Source organism: Sphingomonas morindae (assembly GCF_023822065.1).
GTDB classification, from domain to species: Bacteria; Pseudomonadota; Alphaproteobacteria; order Sphingomonadales; family Sphingomonadaceae; genus Solisphingomonas; species Solisphingomonas morindae.
Window position 1 is genome coordinate 1,606,364 of record NZ_CP084930.1, and the last position, 25,672, is coordinate 1,632,035.

Below are 25,672 nucleotides of genomic sequence, written 5' to 3' on the forward strand. Positions count from 1 at the left end.
CCGCTCTAGCCGAGCGTCACTTTGAGATCCTCGCCCAGCCCGTCGGCCAGCGCATAGAGCAGCCGGCTGCGCATCTCCGCGAGCGATTGCCCCGCCGCCGCATAGACGCGCAGGGTGAAGCCATAGCCATCGGCGGTCATGTCGGTGAAGAGCAGGCGCGGCGCCGGATCGGTGCGCAGCCCGTCCAGCGTCTCGACCAGCGCCAGCACCCGATCATGCGCGGCCTTCGCGCCCGGCAGGCCGCCGACCCGCACCGGCACTTCGATCCGGCCGACGATGCCGGCACCGGTCCGGTTGGTGACGGCGCTGGAGATGAAGGAGGAGTTGGGCACGATCGCGACGCTGCCATCCGCCGTCACCACCTCGGTCGCACGCACGCGGATATGGCGCACGCTGCCCTCCGCGCCCGCCACCGACACCCAGTCCCCCACCTTCACCGGCCGCTCGGCGAGCAGGATCACGCCCGAGACGAAATTCTGGATGATCGATTGCAGGCCAAAGCCGATGCCCACCGAGAGCGCGCCGGCGATCAGCGTCACCTTGTTGAGATCGATGCCCAAAGCGGCGGTGACGGCGAGCAGGATGACGAGGATGCAGGCATAGCCGATGCCGGTGACGATCGCCGCGCGCGTGCCGGTGTCGAGCGCGGTGGCGGGCAGGAAGCGCGTGTCCAGCCAGCGCTTGAGCATCCGCATCAGCGCCACGCCCGCGATCAGCACCCCCAGCGCCGCCGCGAGCGTGCCGGGCCGGACATGGAGCCGCCGCAGCTCGACGAGCAGCGCGCCGCCGCGCAGCGTATCCACCAGCGCCACGCCGCGGCTGCCGAGCGGAGCGATCATCAGGCTGATCGCGCTCAGCCAGATCAGCAGCGTCGCGGCGGCGCCGAGCAGCAGCGCCGCCTGGTTGAGCCGCTCGGGACGGATGCCGACGACATGGGTGGCGAAGCGGCGCGGCGCGCGATCGCCGCGCAGCCCCCAGTCGATCGCCGCATCCAGGGTGCGCACCAGCAGCATCGCGAAGGCCGCCACCAGCATCACCCAGATCAGCTCCTGGTAGAGCAGCACCGCGAAGCTGATCGCGCCGACCAGGAAGCCGATCAGCCCCACCAGCAGCACGCCCCAGGCGAGGGCGGTGAGCGCGAGGCTGGCGCTGGCGGGGCTGTAATCGGCCTCGCGCATCGCGGCATCGCGGCTGCGGCCGATCGCCACGAGGAAGCCGCCAAGCAGCAGCGCCTCCACCAGCAGCACCAGCCCATGCGCCAGCGCCCGCGACGAATCCGAGGCATGGGTGAGCGCGGCGACCTGTTCGGTGAGCCCCGACAGCGCCAGCATCAGCCCCCAGAGCGGCAGATAGAGCGCATAGACGTGATCGGGCACGAGCGTGGGCGGCAGCGGCCGGCGCTCGGGCGGCTCGGCGCGCAGCGCGCGGCCCAGGCCGAAGGCGAAGCCAAAGGTGGCGGCGCCCGCCACCGCCGTCTGCCCAAGCTGGCGGGTGATGGCGAGCAGCGGCAGCCCCGCCTCGACGCCGTGCAGGATCAGCGCGGCGCCGAAGCCGAAGGCGAGCAGGCTGATCAGCACCGACAGCACCGCCTGGAGCACCGGCTTGAGGCTGCCATCGCCCTGCCGGCCGAGCAGACGCGCCACCAGCCGGATCGCCAGCACGCGCAGCGGCAGCATCAGCAGCACGCCCGCCACCACCAGCGCCACCATCGTCACCGGCGCGTCGCCGCCCCGCAGCGGCTGCGCCAATTGGCGCTGCGCGATCGACGCGATGCGCTGGCTATCGGCGGAAATCTGTTGCCAGGCAGTGGCTTGCACCGGGGCGGCGGGTGGAAGCGCGACAGGGTGGGCGGGCGCGGCGGGCGACGCCGGCGGGGGGGACGGGGACACGGCCATGACGGGCGAACGGCCCGGCCGGCGGAACGATCCCGCAGCGCGCGGCGGGCGGGATGGGTGGACGCGCGTGGCGCGATCGCCCACAAGGGGCGCATGCAGGCAGGGCGCATCCGCATCGGCATCGGCGGCTGGATCTTCCCGCCATGGCGCGGGAGCTTCTATCCGGCCGGCTGGCCGCAGGCGCGCGAGCTGGACTATGCTGCCAGCCGTCTCACCGCGATCGAGGTGAACGGCACCTATTATTCCCGGCAGAAGCCCGCCACCTTCGCCGCTTGGGCCAAGGCGGCGCCGGACGGCTTCGTCTTCGCGCTCAAGGCGTCGCGCTTCTGCACCAATCGTCGCGTCCTGGCCGATGCCGGGGAGGGGATTGCGCGCTTCCTCGATCAGGGGCTGGTCGAGCTGGGCGATCGGCTGGGGCCGATCCTGTGGCAGTTCATGCCCACCAAGCGCTTCGATGCCGAGGATTTTGGCGCCTTTCTGCGGCTGCTGCCCGCAGCCCATGGCGGCCTGCCCTTGCAGCATGTGGTGGATGTGCGGCACGAAAGCTTTGTCGATCCCGCCTTCATCGCGCTGATCCGCGCCGCCGGCGTGGCGCTGGTCCACACCGATTCGTCCGACTATCCGGCGATCGGCGATGCGAGCGGGCCGATCCGCTATGCGCGGCTGATGGCGGCGCGCGCCGAGGAGCCGACCGGCTATGCCGCGCCCGAGATCGCGCGCTTCGCGGCGCTGGCGCGCGACTGGGCGGCGGGCGGCGATCCCGACCAGCCCTTCGCCCATGCCGCGGCCGATCCCGCGCCGGCCAGGCCACGCGACACCTTTCTCTTCTACATCAACGGCGCCAAGCTGCGCGCCCCGCACGCCGCCCTGGCGACGATCGCCGCGCTCTGATGCCGCTGCCGCCCTTGCGCCGCCCGGTTGCCGCCGCGCTCGATCTGGTGCCGCAAGGCGGGCTGCCCGGCGTGCTGCTGATCCTCGCCGCGCTCGCCGCGCTCGTCATCGCCAACTCGCCGCTGGCGCCGCTCTACATGGCGCTGCGCCACCAGCCGCTCGGTCCGCTCGCGGTCGAGCATTGGATCAATGACGGGCTGATGGCGCTCTTCTTCTTCCAGGTGGGGCTGGAGGTGAAGCGCGAGGCGCGGGTGGGCGATCTTGCCGATCCCGCCGCGCGGCGCCTGCCGCTGGTGGCGGCGGCGAGCGGCATGGCGGTGCCGGCGCTGCTCTATCTCGCCATCGCCGGGCCGGTGCCGGGGCTGGCGCGCGGCTGGGCGATCGCCTCGGCCACCGACATCGCCTTCGCGCTGGGCGTGCTGAACCTGCTCGGCGCGCGCGTGCCGGCGAGCCTGCGGCTCTTCCTCACCACCGTCGCGGTGGCGGACGATATCGGCGCGGTGGCGATCATCGCGCTGGGCTATAGCCAGGCGTTGCACGGCCTCGCGCTCGCCGTGGCGGCGGCGCTGGCGCTGCTGCTGTTCGCGCTGCCCCGGCTGGGCGTGCGGCGCTTTGCGCCCTATGCCGCGCTCGGCCTGCTGCTCTGGGCCGCGACGCTGCGCTCGGGCGTGCACGCCACGGTGGCGGGCGTTCTCGCCGCGCTCGCCGTGCCGCTGGCGCGCGACGGCGGACCGCTGGAGCGGATCGAGCATCGGCTGGCGCCGATCATCGCCTATGGCGTGCTGCCGCTCTTCGCCTTCGCCAATGCCGGGGTGGCGCTGGGATCGGCACCGCTGCTGGCGCCGCTGCCACTGGCCGTGGCGCTGGCGCTGGGGCTGGTGCTGGGCAAGCAGATCGGCGTGTTCGGGGCGGTGCGGGGGATGGCGGCGCTAGGCCTCGCGACGCCGCCCGGGGGCGCGAGCTGGCGCCAGCTCTACGGGGTGTCGCTGCTCGCGGGGATCGGCTTCACCATGAGTCTGTTCATCGGCGGCCTCGCCTTCGCCGATCCGGCGCTGATGGATCAGGCCAAGCTGGGCGTGCTGGCGGGCTCACTCGCCTCGGCGCTGCTCGGCTATGCGGTGCTGCGCCGCGCCCGCTGACGGACACGGCGCGGCCCCGATCAGAGCTTGGCGGTAAGCTCCGGCAGCACGGTGAAGAGATCGCCCACTAGGCCGATATCGGCGACCTGGAAGATCGGCGCATCCTCATCCTTGTTGATCGCCACGATCGTCTTGGCGTCCTTCATCCCGGCGAGATGCTGGATCGCGCCCGAGATGCCGACCGCGACATAGAGTTCCGGCGCGACGATCTTGCCCGTCTGGCCGACCTGATAGTCATTGGGCGCATAGCCCGCGTCCACGGCGGCGCGGCTGGCGCCGATCGCGGCCCCCAGCCGGTCGGCCAGCGGATCGATCAGCGCGTGGAACTGCTCGGCCGAGCCGAGCGCGCGGCCGCCGGACACCACCACCTTGGCGGAGGTGAGCTCGGGCCGTTCCGACTTGGCGATCTCGGCGCCGACAAAGGCGGCATCGGCGCTGGCGCCGGGGCCCTGCACCGCTTCCACCACGCCGCTGCCACCGCTGCGCGCCGCCTTTTCGAAGGCGGTGCCGCGCACCGTGACGACGAGCTTGGCGTCGGTCGATTCGACCGTGGCGATCGCGTTGCCGGCATAGATGGGCCGCGTGAAGCGGCGCTCGCCCTCCACCGAGAGGATGTCCGACACCTGCATCACATCGAGCAGCGCGGCCACGCGCGGCGCGATATTCTTGCCGGTGGAGGTGGCGGGCGCGAGAAAGGCGTCGTGATCGGCCATGAGCTGGACGATCAGCGGCGCCACCGCCTCGGGCAGGGCATGGGCATAGTCGGCCGCGTCGGCGACATGAACCTTGCCGACGCCCGCGATCGAGGCCGCCGCCTCGCCGACGCCCGCCACGCCCTCGCCGGCGACGAGAAGATGCACCTCGCCCAGCCTGGCCGCGGCGGTCACTGTGGCAAGCGTGGCGTCCTTGATCTGCCCGCCCTCATGCTCGACCCAGACAAGCGTCTTCATGCCGCCACTCCCATCGCCTTGAGCTTCTCGACCAGCGCATCCACCGTATCGAGCTTGATGCCCGCCTGGCGCTTGGCGGGCTCGGCCACCGACAGCGTCTTGAGGCGCGGGCTGGTATCCACGCCGTAGTCGGCCGGCGTCTTGGCCGCGAGCGGCTTGGACTTGGCCTTCATGATGTTGGGAAGCGACGCATAACGCGGCTCGTTGAGGCGGAGATCGGTGGTGACGATCGCCGGCAGCGTCAGCCGCACCGTCTCGAGCCCGCCATCCACCTCGCGCGTCACCGTCGCGGCGCCGTCGGCGATCTCGACCTTGGAGGCGAAGGTGCCCTGCGGGCGGCCCATCAGCGCGGCGAGCATCTGGCCGGTCTGGTTGCTGTCGTCGTCGATCGCCTGCTTGCCGAGGATGATCAGGCCGGGCTGTTCCTCATCGGCGATGGCCTTGAGGATCTTGGCGACGGCGAGCGGCTCGACGGCATCGTCGGTCTGCACCAGGATGGCGCGGTCGGCGCCCATGGCGAGGCCGGTGCGGCAGGTTTCCTGCGCCTTGGCCGGCCCCACGGAGACGATCACGACTTCGGTCGCGGCGCCCTTTTCCTTCAGCCGAATGGCCTCCTCGACGGCGATCTCGTCAAAGGGGTTCATCGACATCTTGACGTTGGCGAGGTCGACACCCGACCCATCGGGCTTGACCCGCGGGCGGACGTTATAGTCGATCACCCGCTTCACGGGCACCAGGATCTTCACCGTGGCTCTCCTCTCTCCGGCGCCGGCGCGACTCCGCCGCGCCGTATCGGATGGCGCTGTAGCAGCAGATTGACGTATAGGTAAAGCGTGTGACGCGCGCGGCGGCGGGCGCCAACCCGCCGCCGCCGCCGCGCCCGAGGCCGCTCAGGCGGCCTGGCGCGTCTCGGCCACGATCTTGCGGGCGGCATCGCCGAGATCGTCGGCCGGCACGATCGCGAGGCCCGAGCTGGCCAGCGCGGCCTTGCCCTGCTCGACATTGGTGCCCTCGAGCCGGACCACCAGCGGCACCGAGAGATTCACCTCCTTGGCCGCCGCGATGATCCCCTCGGCGATGATGTCGCACCGCATGATGCCGCCGAAGATGTTGACGAGAATGCCCTTCACCGCCGGATCGCTGAGGATGATCTTGAACGCCGCGGTCACCTTCTCCTTGGAGGCGCCGCCGCCCACATCGAGGAAGTTGGCCGGGAAGGCGCCGTTCAGCTTGATGATGTCCATCGTCGCCATGGCGAGGCCGGCGCCGTTGACCATGCAGCCAATATCGCCGTCGAGCTTGATATAGGCGAGGTCATATTTGGAGGCCTCGACCTCCATCGGATCCTCCTCGGTCAGGTCGCGCAGCTCGGCCACGTCCTTGTGGCGGAACATCGCGTTCGAATCGAAGGAGACCTTCGCGTCGAGCACGAGCAGCTTGCCGTCCTTGGTCTCGACCAGCGGATTGATTTCCAGCATCGACATGTCGGTGGCCAGGAAGGCCTGGTACAGCTGCGCCGCCAGCGTCTGCGCCTGCTTGGCGAGATCGCCCTTCAGCTTGAGCGCGAACGCCACCGCGCGGCCAAGATGCGGCTGGAAGCCCTCGGCGGGATCGATGGTGATCGTCTCGATCTTCTCGGGCGTGTCGTGCGCCACCGTCTCGATGTCCATGCCGCCTTCGGTGGAGACGACCATGGCGATGCGCCCGGTCTTGCGGTCGACGAGCATCGACAGATAATATTCGCGCTCGATATCCGCGCCGTCGGTGACGTAGAGGCGGTTGACCTGCTTGCCGGCCTCGCCGGTCTGCACCGTCACGAGCGTGTTGCCGAGCATCTCGCTGGCGGCGGCGCGCACCTCGTCGAGCGACTTGGTGAGGCGGACGCCGCCCTTGGCCTCGGCGGGCAGCTCCTTGAACTTGCCCTTGCCGCGGCCGCCGGCATGGATCTGCGCCTTGACGACGTAGAGCGGTCCGGGCAGCCGCTCGGCGGCGGCCACGGCCTCGTCCACCGAGAGGGCGGCGTGGCCGGCGGGCACCGCCACGCCAAATTTCGCCAGCAATTCCTTGGCCTGATATTCGTGGATGTTCATCGTCGCGCGACTCCCATGTTTGCGGCTGCGGTACCGGCTCCGCCTCCCCCCGGCAACCCCGGCTCTGCGCGCCGCCGGCCCGGCTTTTGCGGGTGCGGCCGGGGCGCGGCTGGCGTATAGGGGGCCATGCATCCGCTCGCAGGCCTTCTTCTGTTCCTCGCCACCATCGCGCTGATGGAGGGCGTGGCCTATGCCGCGCACCGCTGGATCATGCACGGGCCGGGCTGGTTCCTCCACCGTAGCCATCACCGCCCGCGCACCGGCGCGTTCGAGGCCAATGATCTCTACGCGGCGATCTTCGCCGTGCCGAGCATCCTGCTGCTGCTCGGCGGCGTGCAGCTGGGCTGGTGGCCGGGCTGCACCTGGATCGGCGCCGGCGTCGCCGCCTATGGCGCCATCTATTTCGGCTTCCACGACTGGATCGTGCATGGCCGGCTGCCGCACCGCTATGTGCCGCGCAGCCGCTATATGCGCCGCATCGTCCAGGCGCATCGGCTGCACCATGTCGTGGAGACCAAAGGCGGCACGGTGAGCTTCGGCTTTCTGGTGGCGCCCCGGCCCGAGGCGCTCAAGGCGGAACTCGCCCGCCGCCGCCGCGCGGGCGTGCGCGCGCCGGCGCGGGCGCCGGTCGGATCAGGGGCGCAGCGCTAGCAGCACCTGGCCGATATGGTTGATCTCGCGCTGGCCGGCGCGGCGATTGACGAGCTGGTTGAGATAGCCGACCTCGATCGTGGTGCGGCCCGTCAGCGGGATCTCCAGGCCGACATTGGTGCGCAGCTGGTCAAATCCCGCGCGCGGGCCCCAATCGGCGCTGGTGAGCGCCAGCATCGGCTCCACCGAGACGAGCGCCGCGACGCCCTGGGGATCGGGGCCGATCCTGTGCGTGTAGCGCAGAAATTCGCGCAGCCGCAGCGCCACGTCGCGGCCGTCCGAGCGCAGTCGCTGCTCGAACCGCGTCCGCGACGAAAGCCGGCCGCCCAGCACCCGGCCGAGATCCCAGGAGAGTTGCTGGAAGCTGCGCTCCTCGTTGACATCGCGGACGAGCGCGTCGTCCGGGTGCGCGACATGGGCATAGCCCTGGTAGAGGCTGATGCGCGGCGTGAGCTTCCAGCCCAGGGCGCCGCGCGCGATCACCTGGCCGATCCGCGCGCCGCCATCCACGAAGCGCGGCTGAAGCTCCGCATAATAGATCAGCCGCCCCGCCAGCCCGCCTTGGGCGTTCAGATTGACCCAGATCTGCCCGTCCTGCCGGGTCGCCGCCGCGACCGGCGTTCCGGCCAGCGGCAGCAGAAACAGGGCGGCGGCGGTGAGACGGGCGAGGCGGGGAAGCGGGCGCATGGCCCGCCTCTGCCTCAGCGATCGGCCGGGCGCCCGTCAGGAAGTGTTGCTGGCGGCAGCGCGGCCACGAAGGCGTCCACCACCGCCGCCGCATTGGCCGAAGCGAGGCCGAAGAAGGTGGCCGCCTGGTTGGCGCGGGGATCGCCGCCGGCGAGATCCGACAGGCTGCGAAAGGCGATGAAGGGCACGCCCGCGACATAGGCGACATGCGCCACCGCGGCCGATTCCATGTCCACCGCCTCGGCGTGGAAGGTGCGGAAGGCATAGGCGCGGACCTGCGCATTATCGAGAAAGACCGGCCCCGACACGCCCGCGCCGCCGACGCGGATCCGCGGCGCCCGATCGAGGCAGCGGCCCGCCGCGCAGCGTTCCAGCCGCACCGCGCCGGCCACCCGCCGGGCGAGCGCGAGCAGCGCCGGATCGGCGGCGAACCAGAAGCGGCGTTCGGGCGCGGCGGCGCCGGCGCGGCGGACCTCCACCGCGCGCGGATAGATCATGCCATAGGGCGGGAAGGGCGTTTCATGGCCCGGTGGCGGGGCGAAGCCGCCGCCCGCCGCCCGCGCGAAGATCGACTCGAGATATTCGCCCCAGCGCTCGGGCACCACGACATCGCCGACATGGAGCGCCGGATCGACCCCGCCGGCGATGCCCGAGATGAGGATGCGCCGGACGGTGAAATGATCGAGCGCATTCTGCGTCGCCATCGCGGCGTTGACCATGCTCATCCCCGACAGGAAGAGCAGCACGGGCTGGCCGTGGAGCGTGCCCGTGACGAAGCGCGTGCCGCCAATCTCCCGCTCCGCCGGATCGGCGAGCGCGGCGCGCAGCACCTGCCATTCGGGATCGAAGGCGGAGAGGATGGCGGTGCGCGGCACCGGATCGGGCGCGAGCGCAAGCGCGGGCGCGGGTTGAGCGTCGGTCGGCGGCACCGCCCGGGCGGCGGCGGGGGCGGCGCACGCCAGCAGCGCAGCCGCCGCCAGGCCGAGCCCATGGGTCCATCCTGTCCGCATCCGGTCCTCCCTATCCTGCCTCGGGCGCCGGCATCCTCCCCTTGCGCCCGCCAGGGTGGCGGCTCAGCGCGGGCGCGTCCAGAGGCCGGTGCGCGGACGCGGCGCCACCGCGTGCCGGCGTCGCGCCTGGAGCCAGGCCCGCGCCACCCAGCCGAGCTTGGCGGTGCGGCTGGTCGTCACGCGCCGGGTCAGCGCCGCTTCGCCCCGCGCGGCGACCGCGCGCGCGATATCGCCATAGATGCCGGCGGCGGCGAGCACCGCCCAGGCCGAGCGGAAGGGCAATGCCGCCGCGCCGACGCGCGCGCTCGCCTCGTAGCGTCCGGCGCGCTCCGCCAGGCGCCGCGCCAGCATCGCCAGCGCCGGCCGGCTGGTGGGATCGGCCAGCGCGGTGCGGGCGACGCCCGCCTCGTCCAGCCAGTCGGCGGGCAGATAGCAGCGGCCGGCCTCGGCATCCTCGCCGATGTCGCGCGCGACATTGGCGAGCTGGAAGGCGAGGCCGAGATCGCAGGCGCGGTCCAGCACGCCCGTCTCGGCCGGGTCCACCCCCATCACCACCGCCATCATGCAGCCGACCGCGCCGGCGACATGGTAGCAATAGCGGTAGAGATCCGCCTCGTCGGCGGGGGCCCAGCCCTCGGCGTCGAGCGCGAAGCCGGCCAGCAGATCCTCCGCGAAGCGCGCGGGCAGCCCTGTTTCGGCGGCGACGATGGCGAGCGCGTCGAAGGCGGGCTCGCCCGTTCCGGTGCCGGCCAGCGCGGCGGCGGTGAGCGCGCGCATCCGCGCCACCCGCGCGGCGCCGTCCGTCACCCGCGTCATGCCATGGCCCAACGCCTGGCCGTCGGCGAGATCGTCGCAGGCGCGGCACCAGGCATAGAGCAGCATCGCCCGCTCGCGCGTGGCCGGATCGAACAGCCGCGCCGCCGCCGCGAAGGATTTGGAGCCGGCGGCGATCGTCCGCTCGGCATAGGCGACCAGCGCGGCGCGGTCGCTCAAAGCTGGTCGGCCTTCATCCGGACGATCGTCTGCGGCGGGCGATGGGCGGCCATGCGCGCCAGCAGATCGTCGAGCGTGTCGGCGGCGATCAGGATGTCGCGATGCTGCGGGCGCAGAAAGCCGGTCTGCGCCATGGTTTCGACAAAGGCGAGCAGCCCGTCATAGAAGCCGCCGACATTGAGCAGGCCGACCGGCTTGGCGTGATAGCCGAGCTGCGCCCAGCTCATCGCCTCCCACAATTCGTCCATCGTGCCGGTGCCGCCGGGCAGGGTGACGAACCCGTCCGCGAGATCGGTGAAGGCCTGTTTGCGCTGGTGCATGGTCTCGACGACATGCAGCGCGGTGCAGCCGCGATGCGCCACCTCGGCATCCACCAGCAGCTGCGGGATCACGCCGATCACCTCGCCGCCCGCCTCCAGACAGGCATCGGCCACCGCGCCCATCAGCCCGAGCCGGCCGCCGCCATAGACAAGGCCGATGCCGCGTGCGGCGAAGGCGGCGCCGACCTGGCGGGCGGCGTCGATGAAGCGCGGATCGGCGGGCGTGGCCGAGCCGCAATAGACGGCGAGACGGTTCATATCCTCTCCTCAGGCGCGGCGGAGATCGTCGAGCATGAGCGCGGCGGTGGCCTTGGCCGAGCCGACCACGCCGGGAATGCCCGCGCCCGGATGGGTGCCGGCGCCGGTGAAATACAGATTGGGGATGCGATCGTCGCGATTGTGCACGCGGAAGAAGGCGGATTGGGTGAGGAGCGGCTCGAGGCTGAAGGCCGATCCCATATGCGCGTTGAGATCCTGCGCGAAATCCGCCGGCGTATAGTGGAAGCGCGTCACCAGCCGCTCGCGCAGGCCGGGGATCAGCCGGGCCTCGAGATGATCGAGGATGCGATCCGCATAGGCCGGACCGATCTCGTCCCAGTCGACCGGCAGCTTGCCCATGTGCGGCACCGGCGCGAGCACATAGAAGGTGGAGCAGCCCTCCGGCGCGAGCGCCGGATCGGTGACGGTGGGATGGTGCAGATAGAGCGAGAAATCGCGCGCCAGCACGCCATGATCGTAGATGTCGGTGAGCAGATCCTTGTAGCGCGGACCGAACAGGATCGAATGATGCGGGATGCCCGGAAAGGCGCCGCGAATGCCGAAATGCACCACGAACAGCGAGGGCGAATAGCGCTTGCGGCTCAGCGCCTGCGCCGCGCGCCGCCCGCGCTGCGAATGGGCGAGCAGATCGCGATAGCTGTGCATCACGTCCGCATTGCTGGCGACCGCGTCGAACGGCGCCGACCAGCCGCTGGCGCAGCTGAGCCCCGTCGCGCGATCGCCCAGCGTATCGATCGCCACCACCGGATCGCCGAGCCGCAGCGTGCCGCCCAGCCGCTGGAAATGCGTGACCATCGCGCCGATCAGCGCATGGGTGCCGCCTTTCGGGAACCACACGCCGCCGCGCTTCTCCAGCGCATGGATCAGCGCGTAGATCGAGCTGGTGGAGAACGGATTGCCGCCCACCAGCAGCGTGTGGAACGACAGCGCCTGGCGGAGATGCTCGTCCTTCACATAGCTGGCGACGATGGAATAGACCGAGCGCCACGCCTGGTTGCGCATCAGCTGCGGCGCCGCCTTGATCATCGACGCGAAGTCGAGAAAAGCGACATGGCCGAGCTTCTCATAGCCCTCGCGATACACTTCGCCCGAATAGCCGAGGAAGCGCTTGTAGCCGGCGACATCCTCCGGGTTGAGCGCGGCGATCTGGCGGGCGAGCGCCTCGTCGTCGTTGGAATAGTCGAAATTGGTGCCGTCGGGCCACATCAGCCGGTAGAAGGGCGAGACGGGCAGCAGCTCGACATCCTCGGCGATGTCGCGGCCCGACAGACGCCACAGATCGGCCAGGCAATCCGGATCGGTGATGACGGTGGGCCCGGCATCGAAGGTGAAGCCCTCGCGCTGCCACTGATAGGCGCGGCCGCCCGGCTTGTCGCGCCCCTCGACGATGGTGGTTTCGATCCCCGCCGATTGCAGCCTAATGGCCAGCGCCAGCCCGCCGAAACCCGCTCCGATTACCGCCGCTCTCATCATGCTCGCGCGCTCGCTCCCCTCGCTCCGGCCGCCGCCGCCATGGCGCGACCGAGCGGTACCGGCGGTCGTCCCGCCACTATCCGCGCCTTGTCCGCCCATGTCGAGCGGGCGGCGTAGAAGCGCCCGATCAAAGCGGGATCAAGCCGGTAGAATCGTTCCAGCACCTTGTACCGCGCCGCCGGCTCCGCCGCGCGGAACAGCATCCGGTCCAAAAGGCGGTAGAAGCCGCGCGCGCGCCACTGGGCGGCGGCGTGGCGATGGAGCGCGGCGTGCAGCGCCGGGCCCGACCAGTCCGCCAAGCCGGCGACGAGATGCGCCGTGCGCACCGCATCGGGCAGCGAATAGCCGGTCGTCGGGTGGAACAGCCCGGCCCGCAGCCCGGCCTTGGCCACGCCCGCGCCGCCCGCGTTCCAATAGGCCGCGAAATCGCCGGCCAGCACCACCGGCAGCGCGCCCGTCTCCTCGCGCGCCACCCCCGCGACGCGCCAGCCGCGCGCCGCCGCATAGGCGGCGATCCGCTCGGCCAGGGCAGGCACGTCCAGCGCCGGCGTGTCGCTGTAATAGGTGTCTTCCACAAAGAGCTGGTCGGGCGCGAGCGGGAGCACGTAGACGAAGCGATAGCCGTCGATCTGGGGCACGGTCGCATCCATCACGATCGGCCGCGCGAGCCCGTGCGGCGCGGACAGCCGCAGCGTCTGGCCGAGGAATTTCTGCCAGCCCAGCTCCAGCGCGGCCGACGGGCCCGGGCCGCGCGCGTCGATCACGCCGGTGGCGGCGAGCCGCGTGCCGTCCTCGAGCCGCACCTCGGTGGGCGTGACCGCCGAGGCCGCGCGGCCCAGCAGCCGCGCCTCGAGGGGCAGGGCGGCGGCGAGCGCGGCGTCCAGCGCCTCGCTGGCGATACTGTTATAGCCCGTTTCGAGCCGCCGCCGATGCGCCGGGAAGGCGATGTCGTAGCCGGGCCAGCGATGCTGCGCGAGCGGCGCCACCAAGGGCCGGTGCGCGGGCGCGATATCGCTATCGAAGAAGGACCAGATATGGTTGCCGCCGCAGCGCGCGCCGGCCTCGATCAGCGCGATCCGCGCCTCGGGCCGGTGCCGCCGCACCGCCAGCGCGATCAGCCCCCCGGCGAGACCGCCGCCGACGATCGCCAGGTCGAATCTGCGGTCATGCGCCATCGCCGCTTCGCCTAGAGGCTCGGCGCCCGCGAAGGAAGCGCTTTGCGGCGCTCACTCCTCGACCGAGCCGAACTCCGAGGCCTTGCGGCGGCCGCCGCGATGCTGGACGCGCAGCGCCTGCCGCACGCGATCCAGCAGCTCGGACCGGCGATAGGGCTTGCCGAGCACATCGGCATTGGGCTGGCGCGGTCCTTCGGCGACCAGCTCCTCATTATAGCCCGTCGCCATCAGCACCGGCAACTCGGGATCGATCCGGGTGCAATGATCGGCGAGCGCGAGGCCGTTCATCCCGCCCGGCATGACGAGATCGGTGAAGAGAAGGTCGAAACCCTCGCCGGCGGCGCGGCGCGCGTCGAACAGCCGCATCGCCTCTTCCGCGCTGGTGGCGCAGCTTACCCGATAGCCGGCGGCCGAGAGGATTTCCGCCGCGAGATCGAGCACGGCGGCGGTATCCTCGACGATCAGGATATGGGCGGCGGCGTCCGCGCCCGGATCCGCCTGCGCGCCGGCCGCGCCGGGCGCCGCCTCGGGGCCCTCGTCTTCGGCGACGCGCGAGGCCGGGAAGAGCAGCCGCACGGTGGTGCCCTGGCCCTCCTTGCTCTCCAGCTCGAGCCGCCCGCGCGATTGCTGCGCATAGCCGGTGGCCATGGCGAGGCCGAGGCCGGTGCCCTTGCCCACGCCCTTGGTGGTGAAGAAGGGTTCGGCCGCGCGCTCCAGCACGTGCGGCGCCATGCCCTCGCCCTGGTCGCGCACCTCGACGAACACATAGTCGCCCGGCGCCAGCTCGCGCGCGGCGGCGTCGCCATTGAGGTGGAGCGATCCCGTCGCGACCGTCACCACGCCGCCGCCGGGCATGGCGTCGCGCGCGTTGATCAGGATGTTGAGCAGCGCCATCTCGAGCTGCTCGGGATCGAGCACCGCGCGCGGCAGGCCGTGGCGCAGGCTGAGATGCAGCTCGATGCCGCTGCCCAGCGAGCTTTCCATCATGTCGCCGAAGCCGGCCACCAGCCGGGTGAGATCCACCGGCCGCGCCTCGAGCCGCGATTTGCGCGCGAAGGCGAGCAGCTGGCGGGTGAGCTTGGCCCCGCGATCCGCGGCGGTGCTGGCGCGCTCGATATAGCGGCGCGATCGCTCATCCTCGATCCGCCCGTCGAGCAGCTCGAGATTGCCGTTCACCACCTGGAGCAGATTGTTGAAATCATGGGCGAGGCCGGCGGTGAGCTGGCCGATCGCCTCCATCTTCTGCGCCTGGCGATAGGATTGTTCGGTGTTGCGCCGGCGCGTGACATCCAGCTGGCTGGCGAAGAAATAGAGCAGCGTGCCCTTGGTATCGAACACGGGGCCGATGAAGACGGCGTTCCAGAAGGTGCTGCCGTCGCGGCGATAATTGAGGATTTCGGCGGCCACCGATTCGTGGCGCGCGATCGCGTCGCGCAGCTGCGCCACGGTTTCGCGGTCGGTATGCGGGCCCTGGAGGAAGCGGCAGTTGCGGCCGAGGATCTCGCTCTCCTCATAGCCGGTGAGATCGAGAAACGCCTTGTTGGCGAAGACGATCGGGCAATCCTCGAGATTGGGATCGGCGAGGATCATCGGCATCCGCGTCATCTCGATCGCGGCGAAGAAGATGTTGCCGCGCTCGTCGAGGCCGGGATGATCGATCACGCTCTCGCGCCAGTGGCGGCGGGCGGGACGGCCGGTGGTGACGGTCTTGTTGTCGGTCAGCGTGTCGCCGGCCGGCACGCCCGCGCTGCCCTCGCCGGGGACGCCTTCGGCCTCGGTCTCCTCCGTCGCCATAGTCTTCGATCATCCTCCAAAGCCGGGGCGAATACGAATTGGCGTTCGGCGCGGTTCCTCCGCCATCCTCGGCCGTGCTGCTGTTCAGGCTTGCGACATGGCGGCCGCGTCAGCGACGCTATCGCCGTGCGGCGTGAGCCGTTACGGTTGGATTTCCAATCACCACCCGGGATTAGCCGAATGAAGAAGCTGGTAGCGTTCGATCTCGACGGAACGCTTGCGGAAAGCAAGCAGGCGCTCGACGACGAAATGGCCGCGCTGCTCGGCCGGCTGAGCGGCGTCGCCCATGTCTGCGTCATCTCGGGCGGGGACTGGCCGCAGTTCGAGAAGCAGGTCGTCTCGCGCCTGCCCGACGGGGCCAAGCGCGAGCATTTCTGGATCATGCCCACGACGGGCACCAAGCTGTACCGTTTCGTGGACGGCGCCTGGGCGTGCCAATATGCCGATCTCTTCTCCGCCGAGGAGCGCGAGCACATCATCGCCGAGGTGCGCGCGGGCATCGACCGCCTCGGCATCGCGCCGCCCGAGATCTGGGGCGAGCAGGTAGAGGATCGCGGCAGCCAGATCACCTTCTCCGCGCTCGGCCAGGAAGCGCCGCTCAAGCCCAAGGAAGAATGGGATCCCAAGCAGGAGAAGCGGCGCCGGCTCCAGGCCGATCTCCAGCCGCGCCTGCCCGATCTGTCGGTGCGGATCGGCGGCGCCACCTCGATCGACATCACGCGCAAGGGGGTCGACAAGGCCTATGGCATGGAACGCCTGGCCAGCCTGTCCGGCATCGCCAAGGCCGAGATGCTCTTCTTCGGCGATGCGCTGTACGACGGCGGCAACGATGCGCCGGTGCGCGAGACCGCCGGGATCGATTCGGTCCAGGTCTATGCGATCGGCGAGACCAAGCGCGCGGTGGAGGCGGTGATCCTCTGCCTCGCCCAGGCGTGAGGCCGCACGCTCTGTTGCAAGCCTGACATAGGGAGGCGGGGAGGCGCTCCTATAGCGCCTGCTCGCTTTCCGCATCGTTCATCTCCGCTTCTGTCTCTGGATCGCCATGACCGACACGCCGCCGGCCGCGCCCCACACCCCGATCGATCATGATCCGCGCCCGCTGAGCCGGCGCGGCAAGCGGCTGAGCTGGGTGCTTGGGCTTGGCGTGCTGCTGCTGATCGCGCTGGGCGCCTATTGGCTCGCGCATCGCGACGCCGGCGGCGCGGGCGGCCCCGGCGGCCCGGGCGGCGGCTTTGGCGGCGGGCGACGCGGCGGCGGCCAGCCGACCACGGTCGGCACCACCAAGGCGGTGCGCGCCGATCTGCCCGTGATGGTGGAGGCGCTCGGCACCGTCACGCCCATGGCCACCGCCACCGTCAGCCCGCAGGTGTCCGGCACCATCACCGATATCCGGTTCCGCGAGGGCCAGATGGTGCGCAAGGGCGATGTGCTGGCGGTGATCGAGCAGCGCCCCTATCGCGCCGCCTTGCTCCAGGCGCAGGGCGCGCTGGAGCGGGATCAGGCGCAGCTCGCCAACGCCCGGCTGCTGCTCAAGCGCTACGACACGCTGCTCGCGCTCGATTCGGTCGCGCGCCAGGATCGCGACACCCAGGCGGCGACGGTGCGCCAGCTCGAGGGCACGATCGCGGCCGATCGCGGCGCGGTGGAGGCGGCGCGGGTCAATCTGCAGTTCACCGAGGTGCGCGCGCCCGTAGATGGCCGGGTCGGCCTGCGCGTCGCGGATGTCGGCAACTATATCGGCGCGGGCGCGACCACCGGGGTGGCGGTGGTGACGACGATCCAGCCGATCGATGTCGCCTTCACCATTCCGCAGCAGCAGGCGCCGGCGATCCAGCGCCGCATCGCCGCCGGCGCGGCCATTCCCGCGGTCGCGCTCGATCAGACGCGCACCACCACGCTCGATACCGGGCGCTTCTCCACGCTCGACAATCGCGTCGATACCACCACCGGCACGATCAAGGGCAAGGCGCGCATGGCCAATCCGCGCCTCACCCTCTATCCCAACCAGTTCGTGAACCTGCGGCTGATGGTGGACACGGTGCGGGACGCGGTGACGGTGCCGCCCTCGGCGGTGCGGCAGAGCCAGGATCACAGCTATGTGTGGCTGCTCAAGCCCGATCGCACCGTCACCGAGCGCAAGGTGACGACCGGGGTCAACGCCGATGGCAAGGTGCAGATCACCGACGGCCTCGCGCTCGGCGAAACGGTCATCACCGATGGCGGCGACCGGCTGACCGAGGGCGCGACCGTGCGGCTGCCCGGCGACAAGCCGGCCGCGCCGGGTGCCGGCGGCGGCGGGCGGCGCCACCGCCGCGCCGGCTGAGGCCGCAGCCGAGCGATGAGCCCCTCGCGCCTCTTCATCGAGCGGCCGGTCGCCACCGCGCTGCTGATGGTCGCCATCGTGCTGGCCGGTCTGGTCGGCTTCCGGATGCTGCCGCTCTCCGCCCTGCCGGAGGTGGATTATCCGACCATCCAGGTCACCACCCTCTATCCGGGCGGCAGCCCCGAGGTGATGAGCCAGACGGTGACGGCGCCGCTGGAACGTCAGTTCGGCGAGATGCCGGGGCTCAGCCGCATGGCCTCGACCAGCGCCGCCGGCGCCTCGGTCATCACGCTGCAGTTCAACCTGACCGCCAGCCTCGATGTCGCCGAGCAGGAGGTGCAGGCCGCGATCAACGCCGCCGACGCGCTGCTGCCCGCCGATCTTCCGGCGCCCCCCGTCTATGCCAAGGTCAATCCCGCCGACGCGCCGATCCTGACGCTCGCCATCACCTCCAACACGCTGCCGCTGACGCAGGTGCAATCGCTGGTGGATACGCGGCTGGCGCAGAAGATCAGCCAGATTTCGGGGGTGGGGCTGGTGCAGCTGGCCGGCGGCAACAAGCCGGCGATGCGCATCCGCGCCAACACCCAGGCCCTGTCCAGCTACGGCATCTCGCTCTCGACGCTGCGGACGGCGATCGACAATGCCAATGCCAACAGCGCCAAGGGCAGTTTCGACGGGCCCAACCGCTCCTATCAGATCAACGCCAACGACCAGCTCGAAACGGTCGACGATTATCGCAACCTGATCATCACCTATCAGAATGGCGCGCCGGTGCGGCTGTCCGATGTCGCGACCGTGGTGGAGGGGGCGGAAAATGCCCGGCTGGGGGCGCTGGCGAACCGCGCGCCGGCGATCATCCTCAACGTCCAGCGCCAGCCCGGCGCGAACGTGATCCAGACGGTGGACCAGATCCAGCGCCAGCTGCCCGAGCTGCTCAAATCGCTGCCGGCCGGGCTCGACGCGCGGGTGCTGGCGGATCGCACCACCGGCATCCGCGCCTCGGTGCACGATGTCGAGTTCGAGCTGGTGCTGGCGGTGCTGCTCGTGGTGGCGGTGATCTTCTTCTTCCTCCACTCCGCGCGGGCGACTTTGGTGGCGGCGCTGGCGGTGCCGATCAGCCTGATCGGCACCTTTGGCTGCATGTATCTGCTGAACTACAGCCTGGATAATCTCTCGCTGATGGCGCTCACCATCGCCACCGGCTTCGTCGTCGACGACGCAATCGTGATGATCGAGAATATCCAGCGCCACATCGAGGAAGGAATGGCGCCCTTCCCGGCGGCGCTGAAGGGCGCGGGCGAGATCGGCTTCACCATCATCTCGCTCACCATCTCGCTGATCGCGGTGCTGATCCCGCTGCTCTTCATGGGCGATATCGTGGGCCGGCTGTTCCGCGAATTCGCGGTCACGCTGGCCGTCACCATCCTCATCTCGGCGGTGGTGTCGCTGACGCTCACGCCGATGCTGTCGGCGCGCTGGCTGCGGCGGCCCGAGGACGAGCGGCCGAGCCGCATCGCCCGGCGCTCGGCGGCGTTTTTCGCGCGGGTGGAGGGGCGCTACGAGCGGGCGCTGGCGCGGGTGCTCGACCGCCAGTTCCTGACGCTGCTGGTCGCGATCGGCACGCTGGTGCTCACCGTGCTGCTCTGGACGATCATCCCCAAGGGGCTTTTCCCCACGCAGGATAGCGGCCAGCTCCAGGGCCGGCTGATCGCCTCGACCAGCGTCTCCTATGCCGAGATGGACCGGCTGCAGCGCGCGGCGGCGGCGCGCATCCTCGCCGATCCGGCGGTCGCCTCGCTTTCCTCCTTTGTCGGCGTCGACGGCGCCAACAATGCCGCGCTCAATTCGGGCACGATGCTCATCAACCTCAAGGCGGACCGGTCCGGCAGCGCGGCGCGGATCATGAACCGCATCCGCCAGTCGGTGAACGCGCTGCCGGGCGCGGTCCTCTATCTGCAACCGACGCAGGATCTGACGATCGACGCCGAGAGCGGGCCGACCCAGTATCGCTTCTCGGTGGAAGGCTCGAACACCGCCGATGTCGTGGCGGAGACCCGCCGCATCGTCGCGGCGCTGGCCGACGACCGCAAGGTGCGCAACGTGGTGAGCGACGCCGGCGCGACCGCTCCGGCCGCCTATGTCGATGTCAACCGCGACAGCGCCAGCCGCGTGGCGGTGACCGCGTCCGACATCGACGACGCGCTCTATTCCGCCTTCGGCCAGCGCATCGTCTCGACCATCTTCACCGAGACCACGCAATATCGCGTGATCCTCGAGGCGACGCCGGGGCTGGTGAAGGACCCGGCCTCGCTCGGCCTGCTCCATATCCAGGCGCAGGGCGGGGCGACCCCGCTCAACACGATCGCCACCATCCGCGAAGGCCGCTCGCCCACCCAGATCACCCATGTCGCGCAATTTCCGGCGGCGACGGTCGGGTTCGATACCGCGCCCGGGGTCTCGCTCGGCACCGCGACGGCCTCGATCCGCCGCAGCATCGACAATCTCCACCTCAGGCCGGGCGTGACGGTGACCTTCCTGGGCGCCAGCGGCGCCTTCGCCAGCTCGCTCAACAACCAGCTGGCGCTCATCCTGGCGGCGGTGGTGTGCGTCTACATCGTGCTGGGCGTGCTCTACGAAAGCTATATCCACCCGATCACCATCCTCTCCACTCTGCCCTCGGCGGCGGTGGGCGCGCTGTTCGCGCTGTGGATCACCGGCCATGATCTCGACATCATCGGCATCATCGGCATCGTGCTGCTGATCGGCATCGTGAAGAAGAACGCGATCATGATGATCGACTTCGCCATCGCCGCCGAGCGCGACGAGGGGATGGCGCCGCTCGACGCGATCCGCCGCGCCGCCGTGCTGCGCTTCCGCCCGATCCTGATGACCACGCTCGCCGCGCTCTTCGCCGCGGTGCCGCTGATGCTGGGCATGGGCGAGGGCGCCGAGCTGCGCCGGCCGCTGGGCCTCGCCATCTTCGGCGGCCTGCTGGTGAGCCAGCTGCTCACCATCTTCACCACGCCCGTCGTCTATCTCTATTTCGATCGGGCGCAGAACTGGCTCAAGCGGCGCGGCCAGCCGCCGGGCGGCGCCGCGCGGCCGCCGCTGCTCGGCCCCGAGGCGCGCCCTTGAACCTTTCGGCACCCTTCATCACCCGGCCGATCGGCACCATCCTGCTGACGATCGGCCTGGCGCTGGCGGGCATCGGCGCCTTTTTCGGGCTGCCGGTGGCGCCGCTGCCGCAAGTCGATTTCCCGACCATCTCGGTTAATGCCAGCCTCGCCGGCGCGAGCCCGCAGGTGATGGCGCAATCGGTGGCCACCCCGCTCGAGCGCCGGCTGGGGATCATCGCCGGCGTCACCGAGATGACGTCGCAAAGCTCGCTCGGCTCGACGCGGGTGACGCTGCAGTTCGATCTGTCCAAGAATATCGACAGCGCTGCGCGCGAGGTGCAGGCGGCGATCAACGCCGCGCGCGCCGATCTTCCCGCCACGCTGCGCCAGAACCCGACCTATCAGAAGGTCAATCCCGCCAACCAGCCGGTCATCACACTGGCGCTGACGTCGGACACGCGCTCGGCGGGCGACATCTACGATGTCGTGTCGAACATCATCCAGCAGCGCGTCGCGCGCATCCAAGGGGTGGGCGATGTCGAGGTCGGCGGCGGGTCGCTGCCGGCGGTGCGGGTGACGGTGAACCCCTATCGCCTCGCCAGCTACGGCGTGAGCATGGAGGATGCGCGCGCCGCCATCGAGGCGGCCAACGCCAACCGCCCCAAGGGCCTGATCGAAGGGCCGGATGGCCGCGCCTGGCAGATCTATACCGGGACCACCGGGCGCAAGGCGACGGACTATCGGCCGCTCATCATCGCTTGGCGCAACGGCGCGCCGGTGCGGCTGGGCGACATCGCCACCGTGCTCGACAGCGTGGCCGATACCCGCACGCTCGGCCTGTACAATGGCAAGCGCGCCATCATCGTCAACATCACCCAGCAGCCCAACGCCAATCTGATCAAGATGGTGGACTCGATCCGCGCGGCGCTGCCCGAGCTGCAGGCGCAGCTGCCGGCGGACATCAAGATCGCGGTCGCGACCGATCGCACCAGCTCGATCCGCGCCTCGATCCGCGAGATAGAGGTGACGGTGCTGATCGCGCTGGCGCTGGTGGTGATCGTGGTGTTCGCCTTTCTGCGCGATCTGCGCTCCACCTTCATTCCCGCCGCCGCCACCATCGTCTCGCTGCTCGGCACCTTCGGCGTGATGTGGCTGCTGGGCTTCTCGCTCAACAATCTCTCGCTGATGGCGATCACCGTGGCGACGGGGTTCGTGGTCGATGACGCGATCGTCGTGCTCGAGAACACCACCCGCCATATCGAGGCGGGCATGGGGCGCGTGGAGGCGGCGCTGCGCGGCGCGCGCGAGGTCGGCTTCACCGTCCTGTCCATCTCGATCAGCCTGGTCGCGGTGTTCATCCCGCTTCTCTTCATGGGCGGGCTGGTGGGGCGGCTGTTCCGCGAATTCGCCGTCACCCTGTCGGCGGCGGTGATGATCTCGCTGCTGCTCTCGCTCACCACCACGCCGATGCTGTGCGCGCTGCTGCTCAAGCCGGGCCATCAGCGCGAGGAAGGCCGGGTCGGGCGCACGCTGGAGCGCGGCTATCGCGCGATCGAGCGGGGCTATGCCCGCATGCTGGATTGGGCGCTGGCGATGAAGCCGCTGGTGCTGCTGCTGCTGGCGCTGGTGGTGGCGCTCACCGTCTATCTCTATGTCGCCGTGCCCAAGGGCTTTTTCCCGCAGCAGGACAGCCCGTTGCTGATCGCCGGCGTGCGCGCCGACGAAAGCGTGTCGTTCCAGGAGATGCGGCGCAAGCTCGGCCAGATCGTGGGAATCATCTCGCACGACAAGGCGGTGCGCTCGGTGATCGGCTTTACCGGCGGGCGCCGGGCGGGCGGCGCCTTCATGCTCGTCCAGCTCAAGCCCAAGGGTAGCCAGCGGCGCGAAAAGGGCATGATGGTGATCCAGCGGCTGCAGATGAAGCTGGGCCGGGTCAGCGGCGTGCGGCTCTTCCTGTTTCCGATGCAGGATCTGATGATCGGCGCGCGATCGGCCAATTCCACCTACCAATATACGCTGGTGGCGGACGATGCCGCGTCGCTGCGGCGCTGGTCGCAGCGGCTGAGCGACGCGCTCGGCCATCGGCGCGAGCTGACCGATGTCGATTCGGATCTCCAGCAGAATGGCGTCGAAAGCTTCGTCAGCATCGATCGCGACGCCGCCTCGCGGCTGGGCATCAGCCCGCGCGACGTGGACAATGCGCTCTACGACGCCTTCGGCCAGCGCTCGGTCGCCAATATCTACGAGGATATCAACCAGTATAGCGTGATCCTGGGCTGGGACGAGGCGGCCACCCAGGGCCCCGGCAATCTCCGCGACGTGCGCGTGCCCGCCAACGCCGCGGCGGACCAGCCCGCGGTCGCCAACTCCACCGCCGGCACCGCCGGCAACAGCCTGTCCTCCGGCGCCACCGATGCCGCGTCCGATCCCTCGCAGGCGGCACGCCCCGGCAGCGGCCAGGCGAGCGCCACCCCCACCAATCCGGCGCTGCGCGATCCCTCCACGGGCAGCGCGCTCAGCACCAGCGCGCGCACCATGGTTCCGCTCGATACCATCGCCGGCTTTGGCGATCATCCGACCGAGGCGAGCGTCAACCACACCGGCACCCAGGTTTCGACCACCATCTCCTTCAATGTCGCGCCCGGTTTCGCCCTGTCGGACGCGCAGCGCGCGATCGCCGAGACCGAGGCCGAGATCGCCATGCCGTCCACCCTGTTCGGCAGCTTCAGCGGCCAGGCGGCGGCGAGCCGGCAGCAGCAGGGCCAGCAGCCGCTGCTGATCCTCGCCGCGCTCGTGACGATCTACATCGTGCTCGGCATGCTCTACGAAAGCCTGATCCACCCGCTCACCGTGCTGTCCACCCTGCCGGCGGCGGGGGTGGGCGCGGTGCTGGCGCTGATGCTGTGCGACATGCAGTTCGACGTGATCGCGCTGATCGGCGTGTTTCTGCTGCTCGGCATCGTCAAGAAGAACGCGATCCTCATCATCGATTTCGCGCTGCACGCGCAGCGGACGCGTGGGCTTACGGCCGAGGCCGCCGCGCGCGAGGCGAGCCTGCTCCGCTTCCGCCCGATCCTGATGACGACGATGGCGGCGGCGCTGGGCGCGCTGCCGCTGGCGATCGGCTTTGGCGAGGGCGCCGAATTGCGACAGCCGCTCGGCGTGGCGATCGTCGGCGGGCTGCTCGCCAGCCAGCTGCTCACGCTCATCACCACTCCCGTGGTCTATGTCGCGCTCGATCGTTTCACCCGCGCCGGGCGCCGTCGCCGCCGCGCGCCTGCCCAAGAGCTTCTCGCATGAAACGCCTCCTGCCCCTGCTGCTCGTCGCCACCGGCTGCTCCTTCGCGCCGGCCTATCACCGGCCGCAGACGGCGCTGCCGCAGAGCTGGAAGACCGCCGAGGGCTGGGCGGAGGCCGTGCCCGCCGATCAGGCGCCGCGCGCCGACTGGTGGAGCCAGTTCGGCGATCCCGAGCTTGACCGGCTGATCGGCGAGGCCGACGCCCATAACCAGACGGTGGCGCAGGCCGAGGCCACCTATCGCCAGGCACGCGCCGCCGTGCGCGAGGCGCGGGCGAGCCTGTTTCCCACGGTGAGCGCCAATGGCGCGGTCACCCATACCCGCACCGGCGCCGGCCGGGCGGTGGTGACGGGGGGCACCGTCACCGCCGGCGGCGGCGCGCGCGCCACCACCAACTATCAGGTGAGCCTGGGCGCGAGCTGGGAACCGGACTTTTTCGGATCGCTGCGCAACACGCTGAGCAGCGCCAGCGCGACCGCGCAGGCGCGGCTTGCCGATCTCGCCACGGCGCAGCTGGCGCTGCACGGGGAGCTTGCCACCGATTATCTCTCGTTGCGCGGCACCGACGCCCAGCTCCAGGTGCTGGCGGCGACGGTGGAGGGCTATCGCCGGTCGCTGCAGATCGCCAGCAACCGCTATCAGGCGGGCATCGTCGCGCGCACCGATGTGTTCCAGGCGCAGTCGCAGCTCGCCTCGGCCGAGAGCGATCTCGAAGGGCTGCGCCGCACCCGCACCCAATATGAGGATGCGATCGCGGTGCTGGTGGGCGCGCCTGCAGCGAGCTTCCGCATCGCCCCCGTGCCGCGCTGGCAGCCGGTGGTGCCGGCGGTGCCGCTCAGCCTGCCCGGCGCGCTCGTCCAGCGCCGCCCGGATGTCGCCTCGACCGAGCGCGCGGTGGCCGCCGCCAACGCGCAGATCGGCGTGGCCCGCGCCGCCTTTTTCCCGACGGTCAGCCTGTCCGGCCAATATGGCTTCAACAACAACCAGCTTGGCGAGCTTTTCACGTCCGCCGCCTCGCTCTGGTCGCTGGGCGCGACGGTGGCGCAGACGCTGCTCGACTTCGGCGCGCGCAGCGCGCGCGTCGCCCAGGCGCGCGCCGCCTATGACGCCGCCGTCGCCGCCTATCGCGGCACGGTGCTGACGGCGCTGCAGGATGTGCAGGACCAGCTCGTCGCCCAGACCATCCTCGCGCGCCAGGCGCAGCTGCTGCGCACCGCGAGCGAGGCGGCGGACCGGTCCGAGGCGGCGATCCGCGAACAATATCGCACCGGCCTGGTGGTGTTCACCGATGTCGTCACCGCGCAGGCGACGGCGCTGCAGGCGCGGCGCGCGCTGCTCCAGGCCGAACTTGATCGGCAGACCGCCGCCGTGGCGCTCGTCCAGGCGCTGGGCGGCGGCTGGGACGAATCGGCGCTGCGGACGCGCTGAGCCGCGCAACTTTGATTGCCTAGGCTGGTAGTAGAGATTTGTCGGCGATGCCGAGTCCGGCTGCTATACCGGCCTCGTCGCCGCCGTCCCTAGCCGGTGGTGTCCCTTCCCCTGCGGCCCCGCGCCCCTGGCCGGGGCCGTTCTTTTGCCGCCGGT

19 protein-coding genes are annotated in these 25,672 nt (G+C 70.5%); 8 read left to right on the plus strand and 11 right to left on the minus strand.

Annotation, left to right across the window (positions count from 1 at the left end; translation table 11 throughout):
• Positions 1–5: 5 nt before the first annotated feature.
• Entirely contained in the window at positions 6–1,748 is a 1,743-nt protein-coding gene (locus LHA26_RS07855; RefSeq protein WP_252168154.1) for a mechanosensitive ion channel family protein, read from the minus strand.
• Between the two features lie 240 nt (positions 1,749–1,988).
• On the opposite strand from LHA26_RS07855, the gene LHA26_RS07860 reads away from it, so the two are divergent.
• Entirely contained in the window at positions 1,989–2,786 is a 798-nt protein-coding gene (locus tag LHA26_RS07860; protein ID WP_252168155.1) for a DUF72 domain-containing protein, read from the plus strand.
• Positions 2,786–3,925, plus strand: coding sequence for a Na+/H+ antiporter NhaA (gene nhaA / locus LHA26_RS07865; RefSeq protein ID WP_252168156.1), 1,140 nt, complete (start codon positions 2,786–2,788; stop codon positions 3,923–3,925). Before LHA26_RS07860 ends, nhaA begins: the two co-directional genes overlap by 1 nt.
• A gap of 20 nt (positions 3,926–3,945) precedes the next feature.
• On the opposite strand, the gene LHA26_RS07870 is transcribed toward nhaA, so the two are convergent.
• The 3 genes from LHA26_RS07870 to sucC form a co-directional block, all read right to left on the minus strand.
• Positions 3,946–4,875: an electron transfer flavoprotein subunit alpha/FixB family protein gene (locus LHA26_RS07870; protein WP_252168157.1), complete on the minus strand. Its 930-nt coding sequence runs from the start codon at positions 4,873–4,875 to the stop codon at positions 3,946–3,948.
• Complete coding sequence (locus LHA26_RS07875; RefSeq protein WP_252168158.1) at positions 4,872–5,621, minus strand: electron transfer flavoprotein subunit beta/FixA family protein; 750 nt, start codon at positions 5,619–5,621, stop codon at positions 4,872–4,874. The genes LHA26_RS07870 and LHA26_RS07875 overlap by 4 nt, the downstream gene beginning before the upstream one ends.
• A gap of 144 nt (positions 5,622–5,765) precedes the next feature.
• Positions 5,766–6,965: an ADP-forming succinate--CoA ligase subunit beta gene (sucC, locus tag LHA26_RS07880; protein ID WP_252168159.1), complete on the minus strand. Its 1,200-nt coding sequence runs from the start codon at positions 6,963–6,965 to the stop codon at positions 5,766–5,768.
• A 126-nt stretch (positions 6,966–7,091) separates the two neighbouring features.
• Here sucC and LHA26_RS07885 point away from each other — a divergent pair, with 126 nt between their 5' ends.
• Positions 7,092–7,616, plus strand: coding sequence for a sterol desaturase family protein (locus LHA26_RS07885; protein ID WP_252168160.1), 525 nt, complete (start codon positions 7,092–7,094; stop codon positions 7,614–7,616).
• Here the strand turns inward: LHA26_RS07885 and LHA26_RS07890 are convergent.
• The 7 genes from LHA26_RS07890 to LHA26_RS07920 all read right to left on the minus strand — a co-directional run bounded on the left by LHA26_RS07890 (position 7,599) and on the right by LHA26_RS07920 (position 15,347).
• Positions 7,599–8,303 carry a DUF2490 domain-containing protein gene (locus LHA26_RS07890; RefSeq protein WP_252168161.1) on the minus strand — a complete coding sequence of 235 codons (705 nt, stop codon included), beginning with the start codon at positions 8,301–8,303 and terminating at the stop codon, positions 7,599–7,601. The two genes, LHA26_RS07885 and LHA26_RS07890, sit on opposite strands and share 18 nt — an antisense overlap.
• 14 nt (positions 8,304–8,317) lie before the next feature.
• The gene (locus LHA26_RS07895; RefSeq protein ID WP_252168162.1) at positions 8,318–9,313 is read right to left on the minus strand and encodes a 5'-methylthioadenosine/S-adenosylhomocysteine nucleosidase; all 996 of its coding nucleotides are present in this window, start codon (positions 9,311–9,313) and stop codon (positions 8,318–8,320) included.
• 63 nt (positions 9,314–9,376) lie between these two features.
• Positions 9,377–10,306 carry a phytoene/squalene synthase family protein gene (locus tag LHA26_RS07900; protein WP_252168163.1) on the minus strand — a complete coding sequence of 310 codons (930 nt, stop codon included), beginning with the start codon at positions 10,304–10,306 and terminating at the stop codon, positions 9,377–9,379.
• A complete protein-coding gene (locus LHA26_RS07905) occupies positions 10,303–10,884 on the minus strand; it encodes an LOG family protein (protein WP_252168164.1) in 582 nt (193 codons plus the stop codon). The genes LHA26_RS07900 and LHA26_RS07905 overlap by 4 nt, the downstream gene beginning before the upstream one ends.
• A gap of 9 nt (positions 10,885–10,893) precedes the next feature.
• A complete protein-coding gene (locus LHA26_RS07910; protein ID WP_252168165.1) occupies positions 10,894–12,378 on the minus strand; it encodes a phytoene desaturase in 1,485 nt (494 codons plus the stop codon).
• Positions 12,375–13,553, minus strand: a complete 1,179-nt coding sequence (crtY, locus tag LHA26_RS07915; RefSeq protein WP_252168166.1) for a lycopene beta-cyclase CrtY — start codon at positions 13,551–13,553, stop codon at positions 12,375–12,377. Before crtY ends, LHA26_RS07910 begins: the two co-directional genes overlap by 4 nt.
• A 51-nt stretch (positions 13,554–13,604) precedes the next feature.
• Positions 13,605–15,347 carry a histidine kinase famiy protein gene (locus LHA26_RS07920; protein ID WP_252168167.1) on the minus strand — a complete coding sequence of 581 codons (1,743 nt, stop codon included), beginning with the start codon at positions 15,345–15,347 and terminating at the stop codon, positions 13,605–13,607.
• 180 nt (positions 15,348–15,527) lie between these two features.
• On the opposite strand from LHA26_RS07920, the gene LHA26_RS07925 reads away from it, so the two are divergent.
• From LHA26_RS07925 to LHA26_RS07945, 5 genes are all read left to right on the plus strand, one after another.
• Positions 15,528–16,283 carry an HAD-IIB family hydrolase gene (locus tag LHA26_RS07925; RefSeq protein WP_252168168.1) on the plus strand — a complete coding sequence of 252 codons (756 nt, stop codon included), beginning with the start codon at positions 15,528–15,530 and terminating at the stop codon, positions 16,281–16,283.
• Positions 16,284–16,389: 106 nt separating this feature from the next.
• Entirely contained in the window at positions 16,390–17,670 is a 1,281-nt protein-coding gene (locus tag LHA26_RS07930) for an efflux RND transporter periplasmic adaptor subunit (RefSeq protein ID WP_252168169.1), read from the plus strand.
• A 15-nt stretch (positions 17,671–17,685) separates the two neighbouring features.
• Entirely contained in the window at positions 17,686–20,808 is a 3,123-nt protein-coding gene (locus LHA26_RS07935; protein ID WP_252168170.1) for an efflux RND transporter permease subunit, read from the plus strand.
• A complete protein-coding gene (locus tag LHA26_RS07940) occupies positions 20,805–24,089 on the plus strand; it encodes an efflux RND transporter permease subunit (RefSeq protein ID WP_252168171.1) in 3,285 nt (1,094 codons plus the stop codon). Before LHA26_RS07935 ends, LHA26_RS07940 begins: the two co-directional genes overlap by 4 nt.
• Positions 24,086–25,516, plus strand: coding sequence for an efflux transporter outer membrane subunit (locus LHA26_RS07945; RefSeq protein WP_252168172.1), 1,431 nt, complete (start codon positions 24,086–24,088; stop codon positions 25,514–25,516). Before LHA26_RS07940 ends, LHA26_RS07945 begins: the two co-directional genes overlap by 4 nt.
• The last annotated feature ends 156 nt before the right edge of the window (positions 25,517–25,672 follow it).